The organism is Paracoccus aestuariivivens (assembly GCF_009711225.1).
Taxonomy (GTDB): domain Bacteria; phylum Pseudomonadota; class Alphaproteobacteria; order Rhodobacterales; family Rhodobacteraceae; genus Paracoccus; species Paracoccus aestuariivivens.
In genome coordinates this window covers 93,980-109,216 of sequence record NZ_WMIE01000002.1, presented here as the reverse complement: position 1 = coordinate 109,216, position 15,237 = coordinate 93,980, and the positions used below count along the sequence as shown (strand labels likewise).

The 15,237-nt window shown below is 63.1% G+C and carries 14 protein-coding genes; 8 read left to right on the top strand and 6 right to left on the bottom strand.

Features of this window, described 5'->3' with window-relative positions:
* Nucleotides 1-5: 5 nt before the first annotated feature.
* Entirely contained in the window at nucleotides 6-848 is an 843-nt protein-coding gene (gene olsA / locus GL286_RS05995) for a lyso-ornithine lipid O-acyltransferase (RefSeq protein ID WP_155094906.1), read from the top strand.
* A gap of 30 nt (nucleotides 849-878) precedes the next feature.
* Here olsA and GL286_RS05990 read toward each other — a convergent pair whose 3' ends face one another.
* From GL286_RS05990 to ubiE, 4 genes are all read right to left on the bottom strand, one after another.
* Nucleotides 879-2,657, bottom strand: coding sequence for an SLC13 family permease (locus GL286_RS05990; RefSeq protein WP_155094654.1), 1,779 nt, complete (start codon nucleotides 2,655-2,657; stop codon nucleotides 879-881).
* A 106-nt stretch (nucleotides 2,658-2,763) separates the two neighbouring features.
* Nucleotides 2,764-3,576: a TIGR00282 family metallophosphoesterase gene (locus tag GL286_RS05985; RefSeq protein ID WP_155094653.1), complete on the bottom strand. Its 813-nt coding sequence runs from the start codon at nucleotides 3,574-3,576 to the stop codon at nucleotides 2,764-2,766.
* A 52-nt stretch (nucleotides 3,577-3,628) separates the two neighbouring features.
* The gene (gene ubiB, locus GL286_RS05980; protein ID WP_155094652.1) at nucleotides 3,629-5,170 is read right to left on the bottom strand and encodes a 2-polyprenylphenol 6-hydroxylase; all 1,542 of its coding nucleotides are present in this window, start codon (nucleotides 5,168-5,170) and stop codon (nucleotides 3,629-3,631) included.
* A 3-nt stretch (nucleotides 5,171-5,173) separates the two neighbouring features.
* Nucleotides 5,174-5,926: a bifunctional demethylmenaquinone methyltransferase/2-methoxy-6-polyprenyl-1,4-benzoquinol methylase UbiE gene (ubiE, locus tag GL286_RS05975; RefSeq protein ID WP_155094651.1), complete on the bottom strand. Its 753-nt coding sequence runs from the start codon at nucleotides 5,924-5,926 to the stop codon at nucleotides 5,174-5,176.
* A gap of 76 nt (nucleotides 5,927-6,002) precedes the next feature.
* On the opposite strand from ubiE, the gene mutM reads away from it, so the two are divergent.
* The 6 genes from mutM to recF all read left to right on the top strand — a co-directional run bounded on the left by mutM (nucleotide 6,003) and on the right by recF (nucleotide 12,319).
* Nucleotides 6,003-6,848 (top strand): bifunctional DNA-formamidopyrimidine glycosylase/DNA-(apurinic or apyrimidinic site) lyase, encoded by an 846-nt coding sequence (mutM, locus tag GL286_RS05970; protein ID WP_155094650.1) that lies wholly within the window; start codon nucleotides 6,003-6,005, stop codon nucleotides 6,846-6,848.
* Nucleotides 6,849-6,977: 129 nt separating this feature from the next.
* On the top strand, nucleotides 6,978-7,754 hold the full coding sequence (locus tag GL286_RS05965) for an enoyl-CoA hydratase (protein WP_155094649.1): 777 nt from the start codon (nucleotides 6,978-6,980) through the stop codon (nucleotides 7,752-7,754).
* 151 nt (nucleotides 7,755-7,905) lie between these two features.
* The gene (rpsT, locus tag GL286_RS05960) at nucleotides 7,906-8,175 is read left to right on the top strand and encodes a 30S ribosomal protein S20 (protein WP_155094648.1); all 270 of its coding nucleotides are present in this window, start codon (nucleotides 7,906-7,908) and stop codon (nucleotides 8,173-8,175) included.
* Nucleotides 8,176-8,651: 476 nt separating this feature from the next.
* Nucleotides 8,652-10,028 (top strand): chromosomal replication initiator protein DnaA, encoded by a 1,377-nt coding sequence (dnaA, locus tag GL286_RS05955; RefSeq protein ID WP_155094647.1) that lies wholly within the window; start codon nucleotides 8,652-8,654, stop codon nucleotides 10,026-10,028.
* Nucleotides 10,029-10,133: 105 nt separating this feature from the next.
* Entirely contained in the window at nucleotides 10,134-11,252 is a 1,119-nt protein-coding gene (gene dnaN, locus GL286_RS05950) for a DNA polymerase III subunit beta (RefSeq protein ID WP_155094646.1), read from the top strand.
* The gene (gene recF / locus GL286_RS05945; RefSeq protein ID WP_170295068.1) at nucleotides 11,249-12,319 is read left to right on the top strand and encodes a DNA replication/repair protein RecF; all 1,071 of its coding nucleotides are present in this window, start codon (nucleotides 11,249-11,251) and stop codon (nucleotides 12,317-12,319) included. Before dnaN ends, recF begins: the two co-directional genes overlap by 4 nt.
* Here recF and ade read toward each other — a convergent pair.
* On the bottom strand, nucleotides 12,312-14,090 hold the full coding sequence (gene ade, locus GL286_RS05940; protein ID WP_155094645.1) for an adenine deaminase: 1,779 nt from the start codon (nucleotides 14,088-14,090) through the stop codon (nucleotides 12,312-12,314). The genes recF and ade overlap by 8 nt on opposite strands.
* Nucleotides 14,091-14,153: 63 nt before the next feature.
* On the opposite strand from ade, the gene recO reads away from it, so the two are divergent.
* Nucleotides 14,154-14,879: a DNA repair protein RecO gene (gene recO / locus GL286_RS05935; RefSeq protein ID WP_155094903.1), complete on the top strand. Its 726-nt coding sequence runs from the start codon at nucleotides 14,154-14,156 to the stop codon at nucleotides 14,877-14,879.
* Here recO and GL286_RS05930 read toward each other — a convergent pair.
* Nucleotides 14,851-15,234 carry an META domain-containing protein gene (locus GL286_RS05930; protein WP_246184853.1) on the bottom strand — a complete coding sequence of 128 codons (384 nt, stop codon included), beginning with the start codon at nucleotides 15,232-15,234 and terminating at the stop codon, nucleotides 14,851-14,853. The genes recO and GL286_RS05930 overlap by 29 nt on opposite strands.
* Between the last annotated feature and the right edge of the window lie 3 nt (nucleotides 15,235-15,237).

Here is a 15,237-nt window from a genome sequence, read left to right as displayed (position 1 = left end):
AGGTGATGGGCGATCCGCCCGGCGGTTCCCGCCATGCATGGTACGGAGACGACCCCATTCCCGCGCATCCCCGCCCTACCGCCTTGGGTTGGCTTCTGGTCGCCACGCGCGGGTTCGGCATCATATCGGTGCTGCTGATCGGCGTCCTGCTGATCCTGCCCCTGCGCGGGATAGAGCGCCTGTTCGCCGGTCCCCGCCGGCCTGTCACCGGCCCTTGGGTGCAGGGCGTTTGCAGGCTTTGCCTGTGGATCTTGGGCCTTGGCTGGCACCGAGAGGGACAACCTTTGCGCGGTCCCGGCGCGGTGGTCGCGAACCATTCGGGCTGGCTCGACATTCTTGTCCTGAACGCCGCCATGCCCGTATTTTTCGTCTCGAAAGCCGAAGTCGCGGGTTGGCCGGGGATCAATATCCTGACCCGCGTGACCAATACCCATTTCGTCACGCGCGACCCGAAACTTGCCCGCGCACAGGCTCAGGAGTTCGCCGAGCGCACGCGGGCGGGCCATCGACTGTTGTTCTTTCCCGAGGGCACCAGCACCGATAGCCGCCGCGTCCTGCCTTTCAAGCCGACACTGTTCCAGGGCTTCCTTGATCCGGCATTGCCCGAAGATCTGGCCATCCAGCCACTGACGGCGGTCTATCACGCCCCGAAGGGACGCGATCCGCGCTTTTACGGTTGGTTTGGCAATATGGGACTGGGGCCGCATCTTTTGTCGGTCCTGGCGCAACCGCGCCAAGGCAGCGTCACGGTCCGGTTGCTCGAACCGATCCCGGTCGCGGGCGAGAACCGCAAGACCCTGTCCCAGAAAGCCGAGACTGCGATCCGCGAAGGTTTCGAAAAAGGCTGAAGGGCCGGAGCAGGTTCCGGCCCGACAGGCTTACAGCGGCCAGATCAGCGGAATGGTCAGACATGCGACGATACCCGTGAGGATATCAAGCGGAATACCGACCCGCATAAAGTCGCTGAATTTATATCCACCCGGACCATAGACCATCATATGGGTCTGGTAGCCGATCGGGGTCGCAAAGGCGACCGTGGCCGAGAACATCACCGCCACCACATAAGGCCGCGGATCGTGGCCCAGTGATTGCGCCAAAGCGATTGCAATCGGCGTCAAAAGGACAGCAACCGCATTGTTCGACAGGATCTCGGTCATCAGCAGACCAAGGAAATAGACGCAGACCAGCGTCATGAAGGGCGGCAGTCCGGACAACCAGGGCGCCACAAAATCGACGATCAGATTGACCGTGCCGGTATGCTCCAGCGCCTCGCCGACGGCCAGCATGGCAAAGATCATCGCCAGCAGACGCCCGTCAACGAACGAAAACGCCTCTTCGGCATCGACACAGCGGGTCACAAGGATCACGGCCGAGGCGATGAAGGACAGTGCAAGGATCGGGGCCACGTCCAGCGCGGCAAGGATCACGACCGCAAGCAGCGCGAGGATCGCGATGGGCGCACGCTCGCGGCGATAGGCACGGGTCGAAGGACGCGAGACGTCCACCAGCTCCATATCGGCAGCCAGACGGGCGATATCTTCGGGCGCGCCTTCCAGCAGCAGAGTGTCGCCGACGCGAACGACCAGATCGTCAAGCTGACGCCCGATATTCTGGCTGCGGCGATGGGCGGCCAGAACATAGACGCCATAGCGACGGCGCAGGCGCATATCGCCCAGACGACGCCCGATCAGACGCGCACCGGGCGAGATCAGCACCTCGACCGTCTCGGTCGCGACCGAACTGAGTTTGTCGACCATTTGCAGGTTCTTGTTGGCCTGCATTTCCAGCAGATAGGCCATCTCGGTACGCAGAACGACGCGGTCACCCGGCTCCAGCACGACCTCGGCCAGATTTCGGCGCAAAGACGCATCGCCGCGCAGGACGTCGACCAGCCGCACGGCCTCGCGCTTGAAAAAGGGAACTTCGGTCACGCTTTGCCCGACAAGGCTTGAATCTTCGGGGATGGCGACCTCGGTGAAGTATTTCATCTCGCGCGGTGTGCCAAGGAAGCCAGCCAGCGAGGTGCGGTCAGGCAGAAGCTTGCGCCCGAACAACACGAAATAGGCAATCCCCGCCACAGTGACCGCAGCACCGACCGGAGCAATTTCGAAGATCGAGAAATGCTCCATCCCGGCTTTACGCGCAACGCCGTCGACCAGAAGGTTGGTCGACGTCCCGATCAGGGACAGCATCCCGCCCATGATGGTGAAGTAGCTGAGCGGCATCAGCAGCTTGGACGGCGCAAGGCCGATGCGCAGCGCCAGCTGGATAAAGATCGGAATCATGACAGCGACGACCGGTGTATTGTTCATGATGGCCGACGCGACGATCACGAAACCGAACAGCGCGCAGACGGTCAGGATCGGGCGATCCGCTGCATGGGCCGAAACCGCGCGCGACATGATCTCAAGCGCGCCGGTCCGCAGCAAGCCGCCCATGATCAGGAACATGAAGGCGATGGTCCATGGCGCGGCGTTCGAAAGCACGCCAACGGCCGCGTTCACCGGCAAAAGCCCGAGCAGCATCATCGTCGCTGCCGAGCCGATCGCTACGACCTCGGGGGGATGCTTTTCACGGATGAACTGGATGAAGGTAATTCCGACAATCACAAGCATTGCAATTGCCGCGTTGGTTCCGGTCAGTTCGAATCCGAGCATCAGGTCCCTGTCGAATGCGCCGATAATACACGGCTGTTTCGATGGGTTTTAGAATTTTTTAACTGCATGCCGCAAGCGAAAGCGGGGGAGTTTCCCCCTTTTCAACTCATGCGTGTGTCTGGGACAGGCGCCCGCCTTGACGAACCGCCTCGATAGCAGTGGCCTTTCCGGTGCGATCGTCAGTCGTCACCAGCACACCCGAAAGTGTGGCCTCGCCTTCGGCCGGAGTAAAGCGTTCGGAAACCATGCCGGTAATGAAACGGCGCAGCGGTTCGGCCTTGTCCATGCCGATGACGCTGTCATAGTCGCCGCACATACCCGCATCGGACTGATAGCCCGTCCCGCGCGACAGGATCATGGTGTCGGCGGTCGGCACATGGGTATGGGTTCCGACCACAAGGCTTGCGCGCCCGTCGCACCAATGACCGATGGCCATCTTCTCGCTTGTGGCTTCGGCATGGATATCCACAACCGACGCTTGCACCAAACCACCCATCGGATGCGCGCGAAGCACGGTATCAATGGCCGAGAACGGATCGTCGAAGGGCCGCTTCATGAAGACTTGCCCCAGGATCTGTGCGACCAGAACCTTGCGACCCCGAGTCGCCTCGAAGACACGTGCACCCTTACCGGGCGCTGCTTTGGAAAAGTTCAGTGGCCGGATGATGCGAGGCTCGGACTCGATATAGGTCAGCATCTCTTTCTGGTCGAAAGCGTGATCGCCCAGCGTGATGCAATCGGCCCCTGCATCAAGGATCAGTTTGGCATGACCGCCCGTCAGGCCCATACCCCCCGAGGCATTTTCCCCGTTCACAATAGTGAAATCCACCCCGAGCCGCTGTTTCAGCGGCTGGAGCCCTTCGACTATGGCGCGACGGCCCGCACGGCCCATCACGTCCCCAAGATAAAGAATGCGCATGCCGCTTCCGTTAGGACAAAGCGGCGTTCTGCTCAAGTCCCAGCATGTGCGGTCAACCCAGCCATGCGCCCAGAAACGCCGAGCCTAGCGCCAGAACCGCCCCGATGGCCATTCCGGCGGCAAGGCCGAAACGACGCTCGCGGCGACTGTCCGATGCGGATTCCTGCTCGCGCAGCATCTGCGGCATCCGGCGTTCTAGAAATTCGGGCAGCAGCGGCGCGAACCGCGCCAGAACCTGCACCGAGCGGCCCAGATCGCGCGCCGCAGCTTTCGGACCAAGATTGTCGCGAATATAGCTTTCGACCACGGGACGCGCGACCTCCCAGATGTTGATCTGGGGATCGATCGAACGCGACACACCTTCGACCACGACCATGGTGCGCTGCAACAGGATAAGCTCGGTGCGGGTCCGCATTCCGAACCGTTCCGTCACCTCGAACAGGTAGGCCAACAGGTTCGCCATCGAAATCTGGCTGGCATCCGCGCCGAAGATCGGCTCGCCCACCGCGCGCAGGGCGCGGGCGAATTCGGCCATGTCGCGATCGGCAGGAACGTAGCCTGCCTCGAAATGGACGCGGGCCACGCGCATATAGTCGCGGCGGATGAAGCCCATCAGGATCTCGGCATAGACGCGGCGGGTATATTCGTCGATCTCGCCCATGATGCCGAAGTCATAGATGATGACGTCGCCATTCGCCGCGACCTTCAGGTTGCCCTGATGCATGTCGGCATGGAAGAACCCGTCGCGCAGTGCGTGCTGCAGAAACAGTTGCAGCACACGGGATGCCACAGCGGGCAGATCCTGCCCTGCGGCTTTCAGGCCCGCGACATCGCCCATCGGCAGCCCCTCGGCCCAGTCGCTGGTCAACACGCGGCGGGCGCTGAGATGCCAATGCGGATGCGGCACGCGCATGCCGTCATCGTCGCGGGTGTTTTCGGCAAATTCCGAGGCGGCGGCGGCTTCGCGGCGCAGATCCAACTCGCCATCTACCACGGATTCGAAATGGCTGACCACGTCGCGAGGACGCAGCCTGCGTGTAGCGGGCGAGATGAACTCGATCATCGAGGCGGCAAAGTGGAAGGCATCGATATCGCGGCGGAACCCCGCCTCGACCGAGGGTCGCAGCACCTTGACCGCGACCTCGCGGCCATTGTCGGCGCGGCGGGCGCGGTGGACCTGCGCGATGGAGGCGGCGGCGACCGGTTCCGAGAACTCGGTGAACAGGACCTCGACCGACTTGCCCAAGGCATCCTCAACGATGCGGCGGGCCTGCTCCTGCGGGAAGGGCGGCAGCCGGTCCTGCAGCATCGAGAGTTGCTCGGCCAGTTCCGGGCCGACCACGTCGGGACGGGTCGAAAGGATCTGGCCGAACTTGATATAGGCCGGACCCAACGCGGTGATGGCGCGGGTGATCGGCGGCAGGTTCGCATCACCCTTGTAGCCCAGCCATGCAAAGGGCCAGCCCAGCACATGCGCGGCCAGCCGCACCCGCGCGGGGGCGTTCACCGCATCCAGCACCGCGCGCATCGCGCCCGTGCGCTCGAAAGTCGCGCCGGTGCGGATCAGGCGCCAGATGTTATGAGGGCCGCGCATGGGTCAGACCTTCCAGCCGGAATGCAGAGCGGCGATCCCCATGGACATGTTGCGATATTGCACGCGACCGAAACCGGCATGGCGGATCATCGTGGCGAAGGTTTCCTGATCGGGGAATTTGCGGATGGATTCGACCAGATACTGATAGCTGTCGCGGTCATTGGCGACGATCTCGCCCATCTTCGGGATGACGTTGAAGCTATAGCGATCGTATAGCCATTGCAGCATTGGGACCGGGATCTGGCTGAACTCCAGCACCATCAACCGGCCACCGGGCTTCAGAACGCGGCGCGCCTCGGCCAAGGCATCGGGGATGCGGGTGACGTTGCGGATGCCGAAGCTGATCGTATAGCGGTCGAAGCTTTCGTCGGCGAAGGGCAGCTTCATCGCATCGCCCGTGACCCAAGCCAGACGGTCGGCAAGGCGGCCCGCCTCGGCGCGCTTGCGGCCCTCGACCAGCATGGATTCGGTCATGTCGCAGACGGTGACGCGCGCCCCTGAAGCGCGTTGCAGGAAACGGAAGGCGACGTCGCCCGTCCCGCCCGCGACATCCAGCAGGTGCTGACCATCGCGCGGCGCAAGCCAATCCATCATCGCGGTCTTCCAGACGCGGTGGATACCCACGCTCATCAGGTCGTTCATCACGTCGTAACGCGAGGCCACCCGAGAGAAAACGCCGTGGACCAGACCGGCCTTTTCCTCTTCCGCAACAGTCCGGAAGCCGAAATGGGTTTCTTTGCGCTGGTCGTCGGTCATCATGCTTGTCCATTCGTCGTTTCGCGCCCAGATAGGCCATGCGCGCGCGGCGCACCATGCGACGAATGGAAAAGAAATGCCAGAACTGCCTGAGGTAGAAACCGTCCGACGGGGCTTGGCCCCGCATCTTGAAGGACGCACGATCACCCGCGTCGAGGCCCGTCGGCCCGATCTGCGCTGGCCTCTGCCTCCGGATCTGGTGCAGGTCGTCACAGGCGCCAAAGTGACCGGCCTGCGTCGACGCTCGAAGTATATTCTGGTCGATCTGGAAAACCGTGGCAGCGTGCTACTGCACCTTGGAATGTCGGGCCGGATGTTGATCGAAGGCGCGATACAGGGCGACTTTCACCGCGACCCCTCGATCCTGTCTCGCCATGATCACGTGGTGTTCTGGAACGACGAGGGCACGCAGATCACGTTCAACGACGCCCGACGCTTCGGAATGGTCGATTTGGTTGGCCCCGACGGGACGCATCCCATGTTGTCGCGCCTTGGCCCCGAACCCTTGGCCGATGATTTCACGCCCGATGTCCTGATCCACGCATTCGCGGGCAAGAAGGCTCCGGTGAAATCGGCACTGCTGGACCAGAGTCTGGTGGCGGGGCTGGGCAACATCTATGTGTCCGAGGCGCTATACCGGGCGGGCATAGATCCGCGCCGTCTGGCCGGACAAGTTCCCGAGCCGCAGGTCGGGGCATTGGTCGGCCATATCAAGGAGGTGCTGACCGAAGCCATCGCGGCGGGCGGATCGAGCTTGCGCGATCACCGGCAAGCTACCGGCGAACTCGGCTATTTCCAGCACTCGTTCCGCGTCTATGGTCGCGAAGGTGGTCCCTGCCCCACATCGGGCTGCACAGGCACGATCGAGCGCATCGTCCAATCAGGCCGATCCAGCTTTTTCTGCCCAATTTGTCAGAAGTAGCGCAGCACATTTGCGCTGCCGCCTCGGACTGGGGTCACCGAAAGACGGTCGCCCCAGCACGGAACTAGCCAGATGCTCGCGGCTTTGTTACGAGTCGCGACCAGCTTGAATGCGAAAGGCTAGGTTTGAATGGCTTACCAGACCCTCACCGTCGAGATCGACGACTATGTAGCGCTGATCCGGCTGAATCGGCCCGAGGCGCTTAACGCCCTGAACGCCCAGTTGGTGAGCGAACTCGGCAATGCGCTGGCCGATGCCGACCAGAACGAGAAAGTGCGCTGCATTGTCCTGACCGGCTCTGAGAAGGCGTTTGCAGCTGGCGCTGACATCAAGGAAATGGCCGCGAAATCCTATGTCGATGTCTATACCGAGGACCTGTTCGGCGCAGATATCGACCGCATCACCGCGACCCGCAAGCCGATCATCGCAGCGGTCGCCGGCTATGCGCTGGGTGGCGGCTGCGAGTTGGCCATGGCCTGCGACTTCATCATCTGCGCCGAAAACGCCAAATTCGGTCAACCCGAGATCAATCTGGGTGTTATCGCCGGAATCGGCGGCACGCAGCGCCTGACCCGGTTTGTCGGCAAGTCGAAATCGATGGAGATGCATCTGACCGGCCGCTTCATGGATGCGACCGAGGCCGAGCGTTCTGGTCTGGTCAGCCGCGTTGTTCCCACGACAAAGCTGATCCCCGAGGCAGTCGCTGCCGCGAAGAAGATCTCGGAGAAGTCCCAGATTGCCGTTCTCGCCGCCAAAGAGGCCGTGAATCGCGCCTACGAGACGACCCTGCGCGAAGGCATCCTGTTCGAGCGCCGCAGCTTTCAGGCGCTGTTCTCGACCGAGGATCAAAAGGAAGGCATGGCCGCTTTCCTTGAAAAACGCGAGCCGCAGTTCCGCGACCGGTGATTTCCGCTTGGCAATCGGCCCTACCCCCTATATAGGGCCGAGCTTACATGCGCGTGGGCCCGCTTAAGGCATGAATCATGACCGTCCGATTCGGACGGTGCCATGGGCTTTGCGTCATCGAGATTAGACATAGACAGACAGGATCGCACCCATGGCCAATTCGCCCCAGTCCAAAAAACGCGCTCGCCAGATCGAGCGTCAGACCGCCGTCAACAAAGCGCGCCGTTCGCGCATCCGCACCTTCCTGCGTGGCGTCGAAGAAGCAATCGCCAGCGGCAACGCTGAAGCTGCTCGCGCCGCACTGCAAGCCGCTCAGCCCGAACTGATGCGTGGCGTCACCAAAGGCGTCGTCCACAAGAACACCGCCTCGCGCAAAATCTCGCGCCTGTCGGCACGCGTAAAGGCACTGAGCGCAGCGTAATCGCTGCGGCATTTACGCAACTACCAGTAGAATTGGCCTGGGCGCGTTCGTTCCGAGCGTGCCCTTTTCCATTAAACCTGATGGGTCAATTCATTGAAATAATTAGGCATTTGCGCTGTCACAGATCTGTCACCCGCTCGTGAGATTCGAGCGGCAAACTTTTCTGTCAAGCGCGAAGATCGGTTGTCGGCGGAGCATCCTTCTTGCTAGCTTCGGTCCAGCGATTCACTTCGCACCTGGGGGACACGCCCGGAGGACCGGCTCTGCCGCCGGACGACGGGCAGGACGCATGATCGGGGGACGATCAGCGGCCATTGATACGTGAAGCGGTCGCTGCTGGCCGCATTTCATGTTTGGAGACAAAGCCGCGAACCGGCTTTCACGTCGCATTTGCGGCGTGCGGTTCTGTCGTTTTGTCTTCTGTCCGTCCGGGCGCCGATGCCGAATCAACTAACCGCCGGGCGAACCGTGCGGACATGGGCAACGAAACGGACTTGGGCGAGATGGACAATATTTGGGGGCAGGCGCGTGAAGAACTTCAGAAAATCGTCGGAACCGACAGTTTTGCGACCTGGATCGAGCCCCTTCGCCTGACCGGCGTGGATGAGGGCACGGCAACCATTGCCTGCCCGACGCGATTTCTTTCGGACTGGGTCTCGCGCCATTACAGCGACGATATCCTGAAGGTGCTGGACCGTCTGAACGGGCCGGTGCATCGGGTCAGCTTCGAAACGCGCAGCCAGACCAGCCGTCAGGTTGCTGCCGCGAACTCCGAGCCCAAGCGCCCTGCCCCGCGCGCTGCCGTCGATGAGGAATTGACCGCGCCGCTGGACCACCGCTTCACCTTCGACAACTTCATCGTCGGCAAGCCGAACGAGTTGGCCCATGCCGCCGCCCGCCGCGTCGCCGAAGGTGGCCCCGTCACCTTCAACCCGCTGTTCCTCTATGGCGGCGTCGGGCTGGGCAAGACCCACCTGATGCACGCCATCGCGCGCGAAATCCAGATCCGCCAGCCAGAGGCTAAAGTCCTGTATCTGTCGGCCGAGCAGTTCATGTATCGCTTTGTCCAGGCGCTGCGTGACCGCACGGTGATGGACTTCAAGGAACTGTTCCGCACGGTCTCGGTGCTGATGGTCGATGACGTCCAGTTCATCGCCGGCAAGGATTCAACGCAGGAGGAATTCTTCCACACGTTCAATACCTTGGTCGATCAGGGCAAGCAGATCATCATCTCGGCCGACCGCGCGCCGGGTGAGATCAAGGACATGGAAGACCGGATCAAGTCGCGCCTGCAATGCGGTCTGGTCGTCGATCTGCATCCGACCGATTACGAACTGCGTCTGGGCATCCTGCAATCCAAGACCGACAGTTTCCGCGTGCAATATCCGGGCCTGCAACTTGCGCCGGGCGTGCTGGAATTCCTCGCGCATCGCATCACCTCGAACGTCCGCGTTTTGGAAGGGGCGTTGCAGCGTCTGTTCGCCTTCGCCAGCCTGATGGGCCGCGAGATCACGTTGGATATGACGCAGGAATGCCTTGCCGACATCCTGCGCGCCAATGACCGCAAGGTGTCGATCGAGGAGATCCAGCGCAAAGTCGCCGAGCATTACAATATCCGCCTGTCGGACATGATCGGCCCCAAGCGCGTGCGCACCGTCGCCCGCCCGCGCCAGATCGCGATGTACCTGTCCAAACAGATGACCTCGCGCTCGCTGCCCGAAATCGGGCGTCGCTTTGGCGGCCGCGATCACACCACGATCATGCATGGCGTGCGCAAGATCGAGGAACTGCGCACGGCCGATCGCAGCCTCGCCGAAGACATCGATCTTCTTCGTCGTCTTCTCGAGGCTTAAGGCCCTCGATCTGCTTGACCAACCGGGCAAATCTGCGAGATTGCCCGGCACCGGGTTGGGCCTTATAGTCGGCCTCCCGCCGCGAACGACATATAAGGACCGACCATGAAATTTGCTATCGAACGTGCCGATCTGGTGAAGGCGGTTTCTCAGGCCCAGTCCGTTGTCGAGCGGCGCAACACGATCCCGATTTTGGCTAACGTCCTGATCGAGACGACGCCCGATGGCGTCAGCTTCCGAGCAACCGATCTGGACACCGAAATCGTTTATCTGGCCAACGCGCAGGTCGAACGCCCCGGCTCGACCACCGTTTCTGCCAGCATGCTCAATGACATCGCCCGGAAACTGCCGGATGGCGCGCTGGTACAACTTGATCTGGACGGCAGTTCGGGCCGCCTTTCGGTCCATGCCGGTCGCTCGAGCTTCAGCCTTGCAACGCTGCCGCGCGAAGATTTTCCGGTCATGTCCACCTCGGAATATTCGGCGAATTTCTCGGCCCCCGCTTCGGTGCTGCGTCGCCTGTTCGACAAATCGAAATTCGCCATCTCGAACGAGGAGACCCGTTACTATCTGAACGGTGTCTATATGCATGTCGCGCAATCTGACGACGGCCCTTGCCTGCGTTGCGTTGCGACAGATGGTCACCGTCTGGCCCGCATCGACGCCTCTCTGCCCGCGGGCGCGAACGAAATGCCCGGCGTGATCGTACCGCGCAAGACCGTGGCCGAGTTGCGCAAACTGCTGGACGACGATTCGACCGAAATCGCGGTTTCTGTTAGCGAAACCAAGGTCCGTTTCGCGACGCCCACCATCACGTTGACCTCGAAGGTCATTGACGGGACGTTCCCGGATTACAGCCGCGTCATCCCCTCGGGCAACACCCGCAAGCTGGAAGTGGATGCCGGCGATTTTGCCAAGGCCGTCGACCGCGTCGCCACCGTCAGCAGCGAGCGTTCGCGCGCCGTGAAGCTGTCGCTGGATGAGGACCGTCTGGTCCTGTCGGTCAACGCCCCCGACGCCGGTGCCGCCGAGGAAGAACTGCCCGTGGCCTATGCCGACGAGCCGCTGGAAATCGGCTTCAACGCCAAGTACCTGCATGAGATCGCGGGCCAGATCGACCGCGAGAATGCCGTCTTCCTGTTCAACGGCTCGGGCGATGCGGCGCTGATCCGCGAGGGTGGCGACACCACCGCCGTCTATGTCGTCATGCCGATGCGCGTGTGACGCTCACACGCCTGCATCTGACCCAGTTTCGTAGCTGGGCCCGTCTTGAGATCGATACCGACCAGCGGCCCGTGGCAATCCACGGGCCTAATGGTGCTGGCAAGACGAATATCCTTGAAGCCATTTCCATGCTCTCGCCCGGTCGCGGGATGCGGGGGGCCGCTCCTGCCGATCAGGCCCGCAAGGGGCCGGATGTCGGCTGGCAGATCCGTGCGACCGTGGGCGAGCGTCACATCCTGACCCGCGCCTTGCCCGGCCAGCCGCGTGAGGTGGCGCTGGACGACAAACCCTCGACTCAGATGGCGCTTGGCAGCCTGATGCGGGTGATCTGGCTCACCCCCGCGATGGACCGGCTCTGGAGCGACGCGCCGGAACAACGCCGCCGTTTTCTTGACCGCGTGACGCTAAGCTTCACCCCCGGCCATGCCGAGGATGCCTTGGGCTATGACAAGGCCATGCGCGAGCGCAACCGGCTGCTGAAGGACGGGGTCCGCGACGCTGGCTGGTATCGCGCGCTGGAATTGCAGATGGCCGACATGGGGGCTGCGATCACCCGCAACCGGCTTGACGCGATTGCCCGGATCACGGCCGCGCAAGACGGGGCCGAAACCGCCTTTCCCGCCGCCACCCTGACGCTTCTGCCGGGCGAAGGCGCGGCGGATGACCCGGACCCCGACAGCATCGCCCAGCGGCTGGCCGAAGGCCGCAGCCGCGACATGGCAGCGGGCCGCACCCTGACCGGCCCGCATCGCGCCGATCTGGGGGCGTATTGGGGACCGCAGGACATGCCCGCCGCTCTTAGCTCCACCGGCGAGCAAAAGGCCTTGCTCTTGTCGCTGATCCTCGCCAATGCCCGCGCGCTTTCGGACGAATCCCCGGTCCTGCTGCTGGATGAGGTCGCGGCGCATCTGGATGCCGACCGCCGCGCCGCGCTGCATGACGAAATCTGCGCGCTTTCCGCGCAATGCTTTCTGACCGGCACCGGCCCCGAACTGTTCGACACACTTCGGGACCGGGCGCAATTCCTAAGCGTCGCCCGCGACGGCGACGCCTCACGCCTTAGCTGACGATCAGATCAACCAGTTCAAAGCTGCGCACATCGACAATGCCCAGATCCGAGATGCGCAGTTCCGGGATCACCACCAGCGCCAGCAGCGAATGCTGCATATAGGCGTTGTTCAGGCTGCAGCCGCAATCCTGCATGGCCTGCACGATGGCTTGCGCGGCCTCGGCCACTTCTTCGGCGGGACGGTCGGACATCAGGCCACCGATGGGCAAAGCGACGCTTGCCAGTTCCGCGCCGTCGCGGAAGACGGTGACGCCACCGCCCAACTGCCCCAGATGGTTCGCCGCCGCCGCCATGGTCTCACGATCCGTGCCCACGACGATCATGTGATGGCTGTCATGCGCGACCGTCGAGGCCACCGCCACCCGGCCCTGATAACCAAAACCCGAGACGAAGCCGTTGACGACCCCACCCGTGCCCTGATGACGCTCGACCAGCGCGATCTGGCAGGTGTCGCCCTGCCCCTCGACCACGCCGTCGCGGATCGGCAGATCGGCCTCCAGAGCCTTGGTCGGAGCCTGATTCTCAACCACGCCGATGACACGGACGCGGGCCTGATCGCCGCTCGCGCGGACCTCGAAATCCGCGCCCGCCAGTTCCTTGCCCAAGCGGATAGATTTCCGCGCGCGTTCAGGCCAGTCGATACGCGGGCAGGCGACCAGCAATTTGCCGTCCTCGGCGACCAACTGGCCCTGCGCGATTACCATTTCGATCGGCAGCGACCGCAGGTCCGAGGTCAGGATCACATCCGCCCGCCGACCGGGGGTGATCGAGCCAAGCTCGCGTTCCTGCCCAAAATGGCTGGCGCTGTTGATCGTAGCCATCTGGATCGCGATCAGCGGGTCGCAGCCGCATGCGATGGCATGGCGCACGACGCGGTTCATATGGCCGTCATTCACCAGCGTGCCGGAATGGCAATCATCGGTGCACAGGATGAAAAAGCGCGGATCAAGGCCCTTTTCGGTGATCGCGGTGATCTGGGTTTCGACGTCATACCAAGCCGAGCCAAGCCGCATCATGCAGCCCATGCCCTGACGCACGCGGGCAATGCCCTGCGCCTCGCTGGTGGTCTCGTGGTCATCCGCCGCGCCGCCCGCGACATAGGCGTGGAAAGGGCGGCCCAGATCGGGGCTGGCATAATGGCCGCCGACGGTCTTGCCCGCCGCGCGGGTCGCCGCGATCTCGCCCAGCATCTGCGGATCGCCCGCCGCGACGCCGGGGAAGTTCATCATCTCGCCCAGACCGATGATGCCCTCCCAGCCCATGGCTTGGGCCACCTCGCCCTCGGTGATCGGGGCCCCGGTGGTTTCCAGTCCGGGCGCGGACGGCGCGCAGCTGGGCATCTGGGTGAACATGCTGACCGGCTGGATCAGCGATTCGTCCCGCATCAGCCGCACGCCCTCAAGGCCCAGAACGTTCGCGATCTCATGTGGGTCGTGGAACATCGTCGTCGTGCCATGCGGGATCACGGCGGCGGCGAAACCGGCAGGCGTCAGCATCCCCGATTCGACATGCATATGCGCGTCGATCAGGCCGGGCATCATGTAGCGGCCTTTGGCCTCAATCACCTGAGTCTCGGGGCCGACCGAAGTACCGGCATCTGGCCCGACATAGGCCACGCGGCCATCGGCCACGGCGATATCCATGCCCTCGATCAACTCGCGGGTATGGACATTGACCCAGACCCCGCCCCGGATGACCAGATCCGCATAAGCGCGTCCGGCAGCGACTTCGACCAGCCTTGGCTGCGCCTCGATCCAGGGTTTCAACATGACAGTCTCCTTGTTCCAATGAGCTAATTTGCGGCAGGGTGAGGCCGAAGGGAAGGCATGACGATGGAATGGCAGGGCGAAGCCAGCGTGATGACGCAGCGCAAACACGGCGAGAATGCCGTGATCCTGACCGTGCTGACGCGCGATCTGGGGATTCTGTCGGGCTTGGTACCGGGCGGGGCCAGCGCCAAGCGTGCCGCGATGCTGCAACCCGGCAACCGCGTCAGCCTGCGTTGGCGGGCGCGAACCGACGATCAACTCGGGGGATTCGCGGTCGAACCCGCCCGCGCTAGATCGGGGCTGATGGCCAACGGGGTCGCTTTGGCGGGGGTCAATGCGGTGACGGCGCTGCTGGTCTATGCCCTGCCCGAACGTGATCCCCATACGGCATTGACCGACGCGACCGAGCGGCTGCTGGATCTGATGGACGAAGGCAGGCTATGGGCCGAAGCATATCTGCACTGGGAAATGCGACTGCTAGACGAGTTGGGCTTCGGGCTGGATCTGGCAAGCTGCGCCGTCACCGGCTCGCGCGAGGGGCTGGCCTATGTCAGCCCGCGCTCGGGGCGCGCGGTCAGCGCCGCTGCGGCCGGCGAGTGGGCTCCGAAGCTTCTGCCGCTACCCGCGATGATGGGTGGGCAAGGCAATGGCGGTCTGGCCGATGCCCTGCGCCTGACCGGCTATTTTCTGGAAACCAGACTAGCCGAAACCCATGCCGGAAAGCCGCTTCCCGCCGCCCGCGCGCGGCTGGTGGCACGACTTAGTGGACAGGACGCCAGCGGATCGTGACCTCGGGGCCGGTCATTACCAGATCCTCTCCGACGAATTTGGCATGTCGGACCGCAGCTAAAGCGGCAAGGAAATCGGCCTCTCCGCCTTCGACCAGACAGGCGCGGCGAGTCGATATCATGGCCTTGTACAGCAACCCGGGAAGTTCAGCGTGATTCGCGCCACGATAGGTGTTGCAGGGCCCCTGCCCCGAAATCGAGCCGTCCGCCTCAAGACGGGCGGTCGGCGAATTCAGAATCGTTTTGCCCTCGACCTCGATCAACTGGTAATCGCCGGTGACAGGGCGGGTCTCTGCCTGCGCGGCAACGCCTGCGCAGCCCAAGGTGACAGCGAAAGCGATACCGCGCATAAGCATGAT

What these genes read in the sequence shown, in the direction of transcription:
- olsA (WP_155094906.1), top strand. Translation starts at nt 6, where the DNA reads ATGGGCGATCCGCCCGGCGGTTCCCGCCATGCATGGTACGGAGACGAC.
- GL286_RS05990 (WP_155094654.1), bottom strand. Translation starts at nt 2,657, where the DNA reads ATGCTCGGATTCGAACTGACCGGAACCAACGCGGCAATTGCAATGCTT.
- GL286_RS05985 (WP_155094653.1), bottom strand. Translation starts at nt 3,576, where the DNA reads ATGCGCATTCTTTATCTTGGGGACGTGATGGGCCGTGCGGGCCGTCGC.
- ubiB (WP_155094652.1), bottom strand. Translation starts at nt 5,170, where the DNA reads ATGCGCGGCCCTCATAACATCTGGCGCCTGATCCGCACCGGCGCGACT.
- ubiE (WP_155094651.1), bottom strand. Translation starts at nt 5,926, where the DNA reads ATGACCGACGACCAGCGCAAAGAAACCCATTTCGGCTTCCGGACTGTT.
- mutM (WP_155094650.1), top strand. Translation starts at nt 6,003, where the DNA reads ATGCCAGAACTGCCTGAGGTAGAAACCGTCCGACGGGGCTTGGCCCCG.
- GL286_RS05965 (WP_155094649.1), top strand. Translation starts at nt 6,978, where the DNA reads ATGGCTTACCAGACCCTCACCGTCGAGATCGACGACTATGTAGCGCTG.
- rpsT (WP_155094648.1), top strand. Translation starts at nt 7,906, where the DNA reads ATGGCCAATTCGCCCCAGTCCAAAAAACGCGCTCGCCAGATCGAGCGT.
- dnaA (WP_155094647.1), top strand. Translation starts at nt 8,652, where the DNA reads ATGGGCAACGAAACGGACTTGGGCGAGATGGACAATATTTGGGGGCAG.
- dnaN (WP_155094646.1), top strand. Translation starts at nt 10,134, where the DNA reads ATGAAATTTGCTATCGAACGTGCCGATCTGGTGAAGGCGGTTTCTCAG.
- ade (WP_155094645.1), bottom strand. Translation starts at nt 14,090, where the DNA reads ATGTTGAAACCCTGGATCGAGGCGCAGCCAAGGCTGGTCGAAGTCGCT.
- recO (WP_155094903.1), top strand. Translation starts at nt 14,154, where the DNA reads ATGGAATGGCAGGGCGAAGCCAGCGTGATGACGCAGCGCAAACACGGC.
- GL286_RS05930 (WP_246184853.1), bottom strand. Translation starts at nt 15,234, where the DNA reads ATGCTTATGCGCGGTATCGCTTTCGCTGTCACCTTGGGCTGCGCAGGC.